Here is a 12,073-nt window from a genome sequence, read left to right as displayed (position 1 = left end):
CCATCCCATAGCCACTTCCTTCCCCCTCCCCTTCCCCCGCACCCCATCCCGCGCTAAGGCGCACGCGAATCTTCGCATGCGCAGCAACCGGCACGCGCGCCCGCGCGGCTCCCCAAAGAGCCCCGCACTCCCCGAGCGCCCCGCCGGCCACAACACTGGGAAAGGGACCCTTCCGCAATGACCGCCATCGGCAACGACACCCTCGGTATCCGCGACACGCTCGACGTGAACGGCAAGTCCTACGACTTCTACTCGCTGCCCAAGGCCGCGAAGAAGCTCGGCGACATCAGCCGCCTGCCCTTCTCGATGAAGGTGCTGCTCGAGAATATGCTCCGCTTCGAGGATGGCGTGACGGTCACGCGTGAGGATGCGCAGGCGATCGTCGACTGGCAGAAGGATGCCCGGTCGAACCGTGAGATCCAGTATCGCCCCGCCCGTGTGCTGATGCAGGATTTCACCGGCGTTCCCTGCGTGGTCGATCTGGCCGCGATGCGCGATGCGATCACCTCGCTCGGCGGCGATGCCGCGAAGATCAATCCGCAGGTTCCTGTCCATCTCGTCATCGATCACTCGGTGATGGTCGACGAATTCGGCTCGCCCAAGGCGTTCGAGCAGAATGTCGAGCTGGAATATGACCGCAATCTGGAGCGCTACGAGTTCCTGAAATGGGGTTCGAAGGCGCTCGACAATTTCCAGGTCGTTCCCCCGGGCACCGGCATCTGCCACCAGGTGAACCTCGAATATATCGGCCGCGCGGTCTGGTCGTCCAAGGCCGCCGACGGCGCCGAGATCGCCTATCCCGATACGCTGGTCGGCACCGACAGCCACACCACGATGGTCAACGGCCTCGGCATTCTCGGCTGGGGCGTGGGCGGCATCGAGGCTGAGGCCGCGATGCTCGGCCAGCCGGTGTCGATGCTGATCCCCGAAGTCGTCGGCTTCAAGCTGACCGGCAAGCTCAACGAAGGCATCACCGCCACCGATCTGGTGCTCACCGTCACCCAGATGCTGCGCGCCAAGGGCGTGGTCGGCCGCTTCGTCGAATTCTATGGCCCGGGCCTGTCGGCGATGACGCTGGCGGATCGCGCGACCATCGCCAACATGGCGCCCGAATATGGCGCGACCTGCGGCTTCTTCCCGATCGACGATCGCAGCCTCGATTATCTCCGCCTCACCGGCCGGCCGGACGAGGAAATCGCGCTGGTCGAGGCTTATTGCCGCGCCAACGGCTTCTGGCGTGAGGAAGATGCGGCCGATCCGATCTTCACCGACACGCTCGAGCTCGACATGAGCAGCGTCTGCGCGTCGCTCGCCGGTCCGAAGCGTCCGCAGGATCGCGTCAGTCTCGATGCCGTGGACGAAGTGTTCAACGGCGATCTGACCAAGGTCTATCACAAGGACGGCCCGGCCCGCGTCGCTGTGGAAGGTGCGGACCATGACATTGGCGACGGCGATGTTGTCATTGCCGCGATCACTTCGTGCACCAACACGTCCAACCCCTCGGTGCTGGTCGCCGCGGGTCTGGTCGCGCGCAAGGCGCGGGCGCTGGGCCTGACGCGCAAGCCGTGGGTGAAGACCTCGCTCGCGCCGGGGTCGCAGGTCGTGACCGACTATCTCGACAAGGCGGGGCTGTCGGAGGATCTGAACGCGATCGGCTTCAATCTGGTGGGTTATGGCTGCACCACCTGCATCGGCAATTCGGGTCCGCTGGCCGAGCCGATCTCGGCCGCGATCAACGGCAACGATATCGTCGCGGCGTCTGTGTTGTCGGGCAACCGCAACTTCGAAGGCCGCGTCTCGCCGGACGTGCGCGCGAACTTCCTCGCCTCGCCCCCCCTCGTGGTCGCCTATGCCCTCAAGGGCACCGTGACCGAGGACATGCACTCGACCCCCATCGGCGAAGGCACCAACGGCCCGGTTTACCTCAAGGATATTTGGCCCTCAAATGAAGAGGTTGCCTCGGTAATGGCGGCCAATATCGACGACGGCATGTTCCGCGCCCGCTACGGCAACGTCTATCAGGGCGACAAGCACTGGTCGGCGATTTCGGTGGAAGGTTCGGACACCTATAACTGGCCGCCCGCCTCGACCTACATCCACAACCCGCCCTATTTCGCCGGCATGACGATGACCCCTGCGCCGGTGAACGATATCATCGAAGCCAAGCCGCTCGCGATCCTCGGCGACTCGATCACCACCGATCACATTTCGCCCGCGGGTTCGATCAAGGCGGACAGCCCCGCCGGCACGTTCCTTCAGGAGCGTCAGGTCGCGAAGAAGGACTTCAACAGCTACGGCGCGCGCCGCGGTAACGACGAAGTCATGGTGCGAGGTACGTTCGCTAATATCAGGATTAAAAACGAAATGGTGCCCGGCATCGAAGGCGGCATGACCAAGTATCACGATCAGGTGATGCCGATCTACGACGCCGCGATGCGCCACAAGGCCGACGGCACGCCGCTGGTGATCGTCGCGGGCAAGGAATACGGCACCGGCTCGTCGCGCGACTGGGCGGCAAAGGGCACCAACCTGCTCGGCGTCCGCGCGGTCATCACCGAGAGTTTCGAGCGTATCCACCGCTCGAACCTGGTCGGCATGGGCGTCGTTCCGTTGCAGTTCGCCGAGGGCGTGACCCGCGAGACGCTCAAGCTCGACGGTACCGAGACCTTCACCATCACCGGCGTCGCGAACCTGCGTCCGCGTCAGGATGTCGAAGTCACCCTCACCCGCGCCAACGGCAAGGTCGAAACCTTCCTCACCCGTTGCCGCATCGATACCGTCAACGAGCTGGAATATTTCCTCAACGGCGGCATCCTCCAGTACGTCCTGCGCAAACTGGCGGCCTGATCGCTTATGGCGTCAAAGGCATTCGAGGCGGGCGTGCGAAGGCTTTTCGCACCCCGTCTCGAAGCCCTTGGCTTCACGCGGAAGGGCGTCCGCTATTTCCGCCCCAGCCCGCCCTGGCTGATGCAGGCCATCGAACTGCAGCAGGACAAATATAACGGCTCGGGCTTCTGCCGCTTCACGCTCAACCTCAGGCGGATGCTGGTCCCTGCGATCAGGCCCGCGCGGATGGTCGAGCTGGCCCTGGGGCGAAAGACTCCATTCTCCTTCGACGACACCAACACCGTCCGCATCGGCGACATCACCGAAATCCGCGGCGATTATTGGTACGATTATCTTCCTGACGACGCGGCCGGCATCGAAGCCACGCTGAACGAAGCGCTGGGCGACCTCGAACGCTATGGATTGCTGTGGCTTCGCTGGAATCTCGTTCGCGTCGGCCGCGGGCACGACCGCAGCCGCGCCGAAGCCGCCGAGGCGCGTTTCCGTGCCTATGTGGCGCGGCTTCCGCAGGCGGACGAGCAACCCTGAACGCCGGGCGCGGCTGACCGGAGCGCGGTTGCGGCTAGGCCCGCCCCCCGCTAGCCTCGCTTCGAACGGCCCCGATTTCCCGGACGGCCAGCAAGGGGCCCCGGTTCATGTTCCGCTTCGCCACGATCCTTACGCTCGCTTCCGCCACGGCGCTTTCCGCCCATGCGGCCCCGGTCCCGGAACAGTGGAAGCAGTTGACGGTGATGGACGGGATCGCCTTCTCGATCGATCTGGACAGCGTCCGCACCGTGAACGGGCAACGCCATGCCCGGCTGCGCACCACCTTCATCGACCCCAACAACAAGACCATCGGCTTTTTCGACATCGCTGCCGACTGCAAGGCGCGTACCATCGATACGCTCCACGTCGACATTACCAACGAAAGTCGGGTCCTCGCGCGCCAGGATCATCAGCCGGGCGAAAAGCGCTACATGCTCGATGACGAAGAGGGGAAGCTGATGGCCCCTTATCTCTGCCCGTAAGATCCGCCCCGCCTAATCCCGGCCCATCGGCGGCATCCACTCCCAGGGCGATGCATGCCGATGCCCGGAATCCGGCAAACTGCCTACACCTCCGAAACACGCCTCGGCGTTGGCCGGGGCAGGAATTTCGGCCCGATGAAAAAGCCGAACAGGAAGCCGCCAAGATGCGCTTCCCACGCAAGCCCGCCCGCACCCCCGCTTTCCCATGCCATCAGGGCCAGTAGGGCGAACAGGAAGATATTCTCGCGGACAAGCGACCAGCCGATCCGGCGGATTCTCGCCGATCGCAGCGACAGCAGCGCCTCGCCGCTGGCGGGAAGCCGGATCAGCAAGCCGACAAGACCATAAAGCGCGCCCGACGCGCCCACCATCGGCACCTGTCCGAACGGATGCAACGCCACGAACAGCATCGCCGCCGCCAGCCCGCTCATCAGGAACAGCAGCAGAAAGTGCAGCCAGCTGAGGGGCGCTTCGCCCATCCGGTTCGCCAGCCGCCCGCCGATCGCGGCAAGCGCGGCGCCGTTCATCAGCATATGCATCACCGAGCCATGCTCGAACATGTACAGGAAGATGGTTTCGTATCGCCCCGCGGCCAGCGCAGTTCCCGACAGTCCCCATTGCGCGATCCGTCCGGTTCCCATCTCATAAAGGAACAGCGGCACGATGATCGCCCCGATCAGCGCGCCCGGCACGTGCGCGTGCCACGGCACCGGATCGGGATCATGGGTCTGGAAAGGCTGATCGGCCCTGTTGCCCAGCGGAACGCCGCCTTCGGCGACCCACTCGACATGATTGCGAACCGCTTCGAGCCACTCCCTCGGCCCCAGCAGCTCGACACCATCGCCCACCGCGCGGAACTCCAGCGCCTCGCGCGATTGGCCGTTGCCCGGTTCGAGATCCCGCCGCCAGCCGGTTCCATCCTCCGACGCAGAGTAATGGCCTTCCTCCAGCATCGTCGCCTCGATCTGCCCCGCCTGCGCCCAAGTGAGCGGCATCGCGGACGGACGCATCCGGAACAGGGTGAGCCAGCCAAGCACGAGCGGCAGCAGGATCGGCAACGGATGACGCCAATCGACAAGCCACAGGAACCAGAGCGCAACGCAGATTCCGGCGATGAGCGCCGTGGCCCGCGTCCACTCATAAGCCGGAAGCAGGTCGCGGAGCGGACTATGCTGCGATCGAATCGTCAGGTCTGCGGCAGCTTCCGGCATAGGCGGTTAGCGGATCGCTCCCAGCGCCCGTCCCGCCACCGCGTCGAGCTTCTCCAACAACTCGGGGTCGCGCGCGGAGGGCGCGGTGATCAGCGCCGTGTCGAGGCAGGTGTCGATCGGCGAGGCGGGCCGTTTCTCGGGCAGGTTGCGCAGCAGGTCCATCACCATCGCCCGCGCCTTCTCCGCATTGGCGCCCAGCTGGGCGATCACCTGCGCCACGTCGACCGCTTCCTCGCCTTCGCGCCAGCAATCATAGTCGGTGACCATCCCGACCAGCGCATAGGGCAGTTCGGCTTCGCGGGCGAGCTTCGCCTCTGGCATTCCGGTCATGCCGATGATGTGGCAGCCCCAGCCGCGATAGAGGTGGCTTTCGGCGCGGGTCGAGAATTGCGGCCCCTCCATCGCCAGATAGGTGCCGCCCTGATCGACCTGTGCGCCCGCGCGAATCGCGGCGTCGCGAGCAAGACCGGAGAGCCGCGGGCAGACCGGATCGGCCATCGAGACATGCGCGACCATGCCGGTGCCGAAAAAGCTGGAGGGTCGTCCCTTGGTCCGGTCGATGAACTGGTCGGCGATGGTAAAACTGCCGGGCGGCCGATCCTCCACCAGCGATCCGACCGACGAGACCGCGAGGACATCCGTTACGCCCAACCGCTTGAGCACGTCGATATTGGCGCGGGCGTTGAGCTCGGACGGGCTGATGCGGTGGCCGCGCCCGTGACGGGGCAGGAACACCACTTTCGCATGGCCCACACGGCCGGTGAAGCAGGCGTCGGAGGGCTCGCCCCAGGGGCTGGCCACCGTCACCCATTCGCCATCCTCGATCCCGCCGACATCGTAGAGGCCGGAACCGCCGATGATCCCGATCGTCCAGCCGCCCATCATGTCCTCCGGAAAAGCAAAAGGCCCGCGTCCTTCGACGCGAGCCCTATAGCTTTCCGGCGATGGAGCGCCAGCGCTTCGATCAGCTGAACGCCGCGTACAGCGTCGGCTTGCCGCCGTTGCCCTTGCCCGGCTGCATGTAAAGCTGGCCTTGGCCGAGTTCGGCATGAGCGATGGTGAAGGTGCCGTCCGACCGGGCGGGACCGTCGAGTTCGAAGATCGCCGAGAAATTCTGGCCACGGTCGAAGCGCGATGGCTGACGGCCGCCGGCAACCACCGAGACCAGCTTCACCTGCGCCGAGCCGTCGAGCACGAACTGCTTGCCGACATGCGCCTTCCACGACGCAAGATCCTGCATCGCCAGCGGCTTACCGGCCACCGTGTCGATGATCGATGATGCGCCCGGGAGCGCTGCAACCGCAACTGCGCCCGCGGCGAAGAACTGACGCCGCGACGTTGCGAAACCCTCAGACATGTACACCTCCCTGTTGGCCGGAGGACCCAGATCCGGCCTTGCCCTTATGCTGAACCGTACGGCCGCCCGCGTCAATAAACTCCATTATGGTTTTGATAATCATTCATCTCCCGTGCAGCCATCGAAGCGCAGCCTGAGCGGATCGGGAGGTAATTCGGGATGAAAGCACTGGTTCTGTTGGCGGCTGGACTTGTCGCGACTACGGCCCCCGCCTTTGCGCAGACTCAGTTGGCTTCGCGCAACCCGCAGGTGGATTATCCCGGATTCGAACGACTTGCGGGCGAGACGCGGGATATTCGCAAGGGCCGGCTGATCGACTTCGCGGCGTTCCGGACCCGCGCCGCGCAAGGCGCACTGATTCTCGATGCGCGGTCGAAGGACGCCTTTGCCCGCGGGCATCTGGCGGGAGCGGTCAATCTGCCCTTCACCGATTTCACCGCCGAAAGCCTCGCTGAAGTGATCGGACCGGATCGAAACCGTCCCATCCTGATCTATTGCAACAATAATTTCTCGAATCACCGCAGCCCGGTGCCGCTCAAGTCACCACCGGTGGCGCTCAACATCCAGACCTTCATCAACCTGGTCGGCTATGGTTATCGTAACGTGTGGGAGCTGAACGATCTGCTCGACTTCAACGACCCCGCCGTGGGCTGGGTGAAGGGCTGACCCACACGTCCGTCTCCCTGTGGGAGAGGGTTGCGCAGACTTGGGTCCCGCTTCTTCAGCGGGGCCTAGTTGACGCTTCGTGAGGGTGTCACCCTCACGACAGCAGGTATCCCCTCACCTAGCTCCGCTAGGCAGCAAGCAGCCAAGCTGCGCTACCTCTCCCGACGGGAGAGGAATTTCACTGCCTAAACTTTCGGACACTTCGCCCCGTTCGCAATCCAGGCCCGCGTCAGCGCCCCGAACTCGGCCTGCGTCCCCGGAACCGGCGCACGGCCCGGACCCGGGTTCCAGCCCCAGCCGACCAGGCCGTCATGCGCATGATGCTCGGCGATCTGCGCCAGCGTCTTGCCGCCGTTACGCTTGGGATCCTTGATCTGCTCACAGATCGCGCCCAGCGACGCGCCTTCCCATGCCATCGATTTGGGTGCGAGGTGCCAGTCGGGATGCCCCGGAATGCTGCCCTTGCCATTCGAGAAAGCGACGTTCGCCGGCCCATGACAGGTCGCGCATTCCAGCCCCGGCGCGCCATGCCCGTCGGGCCCGCGCGTCACCGGGGTGTTGTGCGGGGTGGAGGCATCGCCCTGGTTGGGCCGGTCGGTGCGCGGGTGGCAGTTCACGCAGCGCGGATGCTGGATGACCTTGCCCATCTCCTCGAACAGCGCGACCGATCGCGCGCCCTTGTCGGCGATGCCGTCGAATGACGAGACCGCCTTCAGCCCCGGCGCCTGCTGCGCCGAAGCCGTGATCGCCAGCGGCAATGCGATCAGCGAGGCGCCCAGCGCCCAGAGTCCCGGGTTCATGCCTTACCTCCCACGCTGAACGGCAGTCGCCGCACCGCCTTGCCGGTCAGCTTGCGCCACGCATTGGCGACCGCCGGAGCAGTCGGGGGCAGCCCCGGCTCGCCCACCCCGGTCGGGTTCTTGTCCGACGCGATGATCGCCACTTCGACATCGGGCATCTCGCCGATGCGAAGCGATCGATAGGTATCGAAATTGCCCTGTTGCACTTCGCCGCCCGGCCCGAGCACCACTTCCGAATAAAGCGCATGCCCCAAGCCATATCCGATGCAGCTTTCCATCTGCGCGCGGATCACGTTCGGGTTCACCGCGATCCCGCAATCGATCGCGCACCATACCTTGTGCACCTTGGGCAGCCCGTCCGGCCCCTTCGAGACTTCGGCGATCTGTGCACAATAGGAGCTGAAGCTCTTCCACGCCGCCACGCCCCGCGCGCGGCCTTCGGGCACCTTCTTGCCCCAGCCGGCGATCTCGGCGACCTTGCTGACCACCGCCTTCATGCGCTCGTCCTCGATCAGCGCGAGGCGACCGGCAACGGGGTCCTTGCCCGCCATTTCCAGCAGTTGGTCGAGGAACGTCTCGACCGCATAGGCGGTGTGGGTATTCCCCACCGATCGCCACCACAGGGTCGGCACGCCGCCTTCCATAATGTGCTGGCCGACATATTGGTTGTCGAACTTGTAGCTGTCGGCGATCCCCTCGGTCAGCGCATCGTCGATGCCGTCCTTGATCCCCATCGCCTCCATCGGCGTGCCCTTGAAGAAGCTCTGCGCCGCGACGACCTGGTCCCACGCCACGATCTTGCCCGTGGCGTCCAGGCCACCGCGCACCGTGTGCACCGTCAGCGGGCGATAGCGTCCGCCGCGAATGTCATTCTCGCGGGTCCACACATGCTTGACGGGCCCCTTCCCCCACGCCTTGAACACCGTCGCGGCTTCCACCGCGAACTCCATGAAAGGCGTGGCGCGGCGGCCGAAGCTGCCCCCGGCATATTGCTCGTGCAGATGCGCCTTTGCCGGCGGCACGCCCAGCGTCCCGCAGATCGCACCCAGTTCGCCTACCTGGAACTGGCTGCCCATCCATACATGCAGTTCGTCACCCTGCATCTCGATCACCGCGTCCAGCGGCTCCATCGGCGCATGGGCGAGATAGGGGAACTGATACGCCGCCTCCAGCCGCAGCGTCGCGCCCTTGAACGCGGCCTTGGCGTCGCCGCGCTTCTCGACCTGCTTGCCGGGCTCTTCGCTCTTCTCGGCGAACTGCGCGTACATCTCGTCGCTCGACCGCTTCTCGGACTTGGACAGGTCCCAGGTCACGTCGAGCGCCGAAGCGCCCTTGCGCGCGGCGTAGCCGTTGACGCCATAGACCACGACGCCCTGCGGGATCGTCTTTACCCCCAGCACGCCCGGCACCGCCAGCGCGGCGGCATCCTTCACGTCCTTCACCGTCCCGCCGAATGCCGGCGGATGGACGATCGCGCTGTGGACCATGTTCGGCCGCTGGATGTCCATCGTGAACATCGCGGTGCCGTTGGTCTTGGCCACGCTGTCGACCTTGGGCGTATCCTTGCCGATCAGCACGAACTGGTCCGGCGTCTTGAGGACGGGCTTTTCCGGCGGCTTGAGCATCGCCGCGTCCGACGCCAGCTCGCCGAAGCTCGCCTTCTTCGCGCCGTGGCTGACGACGCCCTTGGCGACCTTCACTTCGCCTGCGGCCACGCCCCAGCGCTTCGCCGCCGCCTCGACCAGCATCGCCCTGGCCGAAGCCCCGGCGCTGCGCATCTGCATCCAGCTATTGGCGATCGCCGAGGAACCGCCCGTGCCCATCGTCCCGAAGAACAAATTCTTGTAGAGCGGGTCGTTGGCCGGCGCCATTTCGACGCGGATTTGGTCCCAGTCGGCATCCATCTCCTCGGCCACCAGCGTCGCAAGCCCGGTCGCCGGGCCCTGGCCGAACTCGACATGCTTGATCACCACGGTGACGAGATTGTCCGGCCCCACCCGCACGAAGGCGTTGGGGGCGAAGGGCGCGGGCGCCTGTCCGGGCGCGGCTTGCGCCGCCTTGCCCATCGGCAGGGCCATGCCGAGCACGAGACCGGTCGAGGCGATGAACCCGCGGCGGGTTGGCGTGATTGCGTTCATCGCTCAGGCCTCCACGGTCTTGGCGGCGTCGCGGATCGCCTGCTTTATGCGCACATAAGTGGCGCAGCGGCAGATATTCCCGGCCATCGCATTGTCGATATCCCCGTCGCTCGGCCGCTTCTTCGCCTTGAGCAGCCCGATGGCCGACATCACCTGCCCCGACTGGCAGAAGCCGCACTGCGGCACGTCGATCGCCACCCATGCCTTCTGCACGGCGGCGGCTTCCTTGCCCGCCACGCCCTCGATCGTCGTCACCGTCTTGCCCGAAACGGTGCTGATCGGCGTGATGCACGATCGGCGGTTCTTCCCGTCCAGATGCACGGTGCACGCGCCGCACTGGGCGACGCCACAGCCATATTTGGTGCCGGTCAGGTTCAGATGGTCGCGAAGCACATAGAGCAACGGCGTCTCGGGATCGCCGTCAAAGCTCGCGGGCTTGCCGTTCAGCGTGAAGTTCGTGGCCATAGGGTCCCTCCGTTGGCGCAGCGTAATCAACGTGTAGCGAGGGGATGGGTTCGGGCGAAGGGAAATTTATCGAAGCGGCGGGAGAGACTATTCCGACCGGTGCCACAGATGCAGCCGCCGAAACAATCCGCGCTCGTCCAGCGCCTCGAACATCTCCTCCGGCCCCTCGGGATCGAGGATCTGATTGTCGGCCAGCCATGCTTCCACCGCCGACAGGTCCGGCACCTCGTACGGGATCAGCGTCCGGCGACGGTCCTTGGCGTTCTTGCGGCCCTTGAAGCGCAACCGTTCGATCGTTTCGATCACCGATCCGGTGCTGGCGATCGCCTTGGCCACCGTCGCGGCATCGCTGTCCAGATGCTCGGCGATCAGCCCGTTGCGCACCGCCGCGATCGCATCGGCACAGTCGCCGTTCCCGGTTCCCGCGCAATCGATCGCAATGTCGCATTCGGTATCCAGCCGCATCGATCGATTGTTGAGGTTGGACGATCCGACCCTCAGGATCGCATCGTCCACGATCATGATCTTGGCATGCACGTAGATCGCCGTCCGGTTGCGCGTGTACGGATGATACATCCGCAACCGGCCATGCGTGTCGCGCGCGCGCAGCGCCTCGACCAGCCTCGCGCGGGCCGTGTCCATCGCGATCGGCTCGAGCCAGCCCTGCGCCGCTTCGGGGTTGATGATGACGATCTCGGGCCCGTCGGGTTCGTCCAGGCGGCGCGCGATCGCTTCGGCGATCCGGCGCGAAGCGAAATACTGGCTCTCGGCATAGATCCAGCGCTTCGCCCGCGCGATCTGCGCGAGATAGAGCTGCTCGATCTCGGTGACTTCGCGCTGGTCGTCCATCCGTGGCGCCGTGCGCGCGATCGTCACTTCGACATCGGTGAACTGAACCGGCAGATCGTCCGGCCAGCAATCATGCTTCGGCCGGATGCCGCTCAGCGTCTGGCCCGAGGCGCGCTTCCACCGGTCCCGCGCATGTTTCCCCAGCGCGGCTGCGGCCGGTCCTTGCAGCGCGGTGCTGGCATCGTGCCAGGGTTCGGACGGCGTCCCGTCGGGCCGCCTGCGCTCCGGATCCTCGTCGGCATGGTCCCGCGTGTCCCAGCGGTCGCCGGTCATGTCGATCCCGCCGCAGAATGCGAAACTGTCGTCGATCACCACGATCTTCTGATGGTGCGACGCGGCCGGGGGATGATGCCCGTCCAGCTTCACATGAATGCGCGGATGCATCGCCCATTTGGCGACCGTCAGGATCGTCTTGCCCCGGAACAGCGATTTCAGCGCGCCCAGATCCCAGCGCAGCAGATACACTTCCAGTTCGGGGTTCCGCTCGACCAGCCAGTAGATCAGGTCGCCAACCGTGATCGGCGCATCACCGGCCTCGCGAAGCTGCTTGCCGCGAACCAGCTCGATCCGCGCATCGAAATCCCAGCCGATCAGCATGATCCGCTTGCGCGCCTTCAGCATCGCCTCGCGCGCGAAGCGGAAATAATCCTCCGCATCCACGATCACGCTGGCCCGGTCCGCGCGCGCGGCGCGCCAATAGGTGTCGCTCACGCCCGCGGCCTCGACGAAC

Annotated in this window: 11 protein-coding genes; 4 read left to right on the top strand and 7 right to left on the bottom strand. The window is 65.4% G+C overall.

The window, feature by feature from the left end; all coding sequences use genetic code 11:
- The first annotated feature begins 177 nt into the window (after positions 1–177).
- The 3 genes from acnA (at position 178) to HHL13_RS00180 (ending at position 3,857) form a co-directional block, all read left to right on the top strand.
- Complete coding sequence (acnA, locus tag HHL13_RS00190) at positions 178–2,847, top strand: aconitate hydratase AcnA (protein WP_169553779.1); 2,670 nt, start codon at positions 178–180, stop codon at positions 2,845–2,847.
- 33 nt (positions 2,848–2,880) lie between these two features.
- Positions 2,881–3,375, top strand: coding sequence for a hypothetical protein (locus HHL13_RS00185; RefSeq protein WP_169553778.1), 495 nt, complete (start codon positions 2,881–2,883; stop codon positions 3,373–3,375).
- Between the two features lie 107 nt (positions 3,376–3,482).
- Positions 3,483–3,857 carry a hypothetical protein gene (locus HHL13_RS00180; protein ID WP_169553777.1) on the top strand — a complete coding sequence of 125 codons (375 nt, stop codon included), beginning with the start codon at positions 3,483–3,485 and terminating at the stop codon, positions 3,855–3,857.
- Between the two features lie 83 nt (positions 3,858–3,940).
- Here HHL13_RS00180 and HHL13_RS00175 read toward each other — a convergent pair whose 3' ends face one another.
- The 3 genes from HHL13_RS00175 to HHL13_RS00165 all read right to left on the bottom strand — a co-directional run bounded on the left by HHL13_RS00175 (position 3,941) and on the right by HHL13_RS00165 (position 6,425).
- Positions 3,941–5,068 (bottom strand): rhomboid family intramembrane serine protease, encoded by a 1,128-nt coding sequence (locus HHL13_RS00175; protein WP_169553776.1) that lies wholly within the window; start codon positions 5,066–5,068, stop codon positions 3,941–3,943.
- A gap of 6 nt (positions 5,069–5,074) precedes the next feature.
- On the bottom strand, positions 5,075–5,950 hold the full coding sequence (gene mtnP / locus HHL13_RS00170; protein ID WP_169553775.1) for an S-methyl-5'-thioadenosine phosphorylase: 876 nt from the start codon (positions 5,948–5,950) through the stop codon (positions 5,075–5,077).
- A gap of 82 nt (positions 5,951–6,032) precedes the next feature.
- On the bottom strand, positions 6,033–6,425 hold the full coding sequence (locus HHL13_RS00165) for a hypothetical protein (protein WP_169553774.1): 393 nt from the start codon (positions 6,423–6,425) through the stop codon (positions 6,033–6,035).
- Positions 6,426–6,584: 159 nt separating this feature from the next.
- Between HHL13_RS00165 and HHL13_RS00160 the strand changes: the two genes are divergently transcribed.
- Entirely contained in the window at positions 6,585–7,091 is a 507-nt protein-coding gene (locus tag HHL13_RS00160) for a rhodanese-like domain-containing protein (RefSeq protein ID WP_169553773.1), read from the top strand.
- A 185-nt stretch (positions 7,092–7,276) separates the two neighbouring features.
- On the opposite strand, the gene HHL13_RS00155 is transcribed toward HHL13_RS00160, so the two are convergent.
- From HHL13_RS00155 to HHL13_RS00140, 4 genes are all read right to left on the bottom strand, one after another.
- A complete protein-coding gene (locus HHL13_RS00155; protein WP_169553772.1) occupies positions 7,277–7,891 on the bottom strand; it encodes an Isoquinoline 1-oxidoreductase subunit in 615 nt (204 codons plus the stop codon).
- Positions 7,888–10,029, bottom strand: a complete 2,142-nt coding sequence (locus HHL13_RS00150; RefSeq protein ID WP_169553771.1) for a xanthine dehydrogenase family protein molybdopterin-binding subunit — start codon at positions 10,027–10,029, stop codon at positions 7,888–7,890. The genes HHL13_RS00155 and HHL13_RS00150 overlap by 4 nt, the downstream gene beginning before the upstream one ends.
- 3 nt (positions 10,030–10,032) lie before the next feature.
- A complete protein-coding gene (locus HHL13_RS00145; RefSeq protein WP_169553770.1) occupies positions 10,033–10,494 on the bottom strand; it encodes a (2Fe-2S)-binding protein in 462 nt (153 codons plus the stop codon).
- Positions 10,495–10,581: 87 nt separating this feature from the next.
- The gene (locus HHL13_RS00140) at positions 10,582–12,054 is read right to left on the bottom strand and encodes a phospholipase D-like domain-containing protein (protein ID WP_346775446.1); all 1,473 of its coding nucleotides are present in this window, start codon (positions 12,052–12,054) and stop codon (positions 10,582–10,584) included.
- Positions 12,055–12,073 lie beyond the last annotated feature (19 nt).

The sequence above is a fragment of the Sphingomonas sp. G-3-2-10 genome (assembly GCF_012927115.1).
Classification (GTDB): domain Bacteria; phylum Pseudomonadota; class Alphaproteobacteria; order Sphingomonadales; family Sphingomonadaceae; genus Sphingomonas.
This window is presented reverse-complemented; position numbering and strand designations above follow the sequence as displayed.

What these genes read in the sequence shown, in the direction of transcription:
- HHL13_RS00155 (WP_169553772.1), bottom strand. Translation starts at nt 7,891, where the DNA reads ATGAACCCGGGACTCTGGGCGCTGGGCGCCTCGCTGATCGCATTGCCG.
- HHL13_RS00175 (WP_169553776.1), bottom strand. Translation starts at nt 5,068, where the DNA reads ATGCCGGAAGCTGCCGCAGACCTGACGATTCGATCGCAGCATAGTCCG.
- HHL13_RS00145 (WP_169553770.1), bottom strand. Translation starts at nt 10,494, where the DNA reads ATGGCCACGAACTTCACGCTGAACGGCAAGCCCGCGAGCTTTGACGGC.
- HHL13_RS00160 (WP_169553773.1), top strand. Translation starts at nt 6,585, where the DNA reads ATGAAAGCACTGGTTCTGTTGGCGGCTGGACTTGTCGCGACTACGGCC.
- HHL13_RS00180 (WP_169553777.1), top strand. Translation starts at nt 3,483, where the DNA reads ATGTTCCGCTTCGCCACGATCCTTACGCTCGCTTCCGCCACGGCGCTT.
- acnA (WP_169553779.1), top strand. Translation starts at nt 178, where the DNA reads ATGACCGCCATCGGCAACGACACCCTCGGTATCCGCGACACGCTCGAC.
- HHL13_RS00150 (WP_169553771.1), bottom strand. Translation starts at nt 10,029, where the DNA reads ATGAACGCAATCACGCCAACCCGCCGCGGGTTCATCGCCTCGACCGGT.
- HHL13_RS00165 (WP_169553774.1), bottom strand. Translation starts at nt 6,425, where the DNA reads ATGTCTGAGGGTTTCGCAACGTCGCGGCGTCAGTTCTTCGCCGCGGGC.
- mtnP (WP_169553775.1), bottom strand. Translation starts at nt 5,950, where the DNA reads ATGGGCGGCTGGACGATCGGGATCATCGGCGGTTCCGGCCTCTACGAT.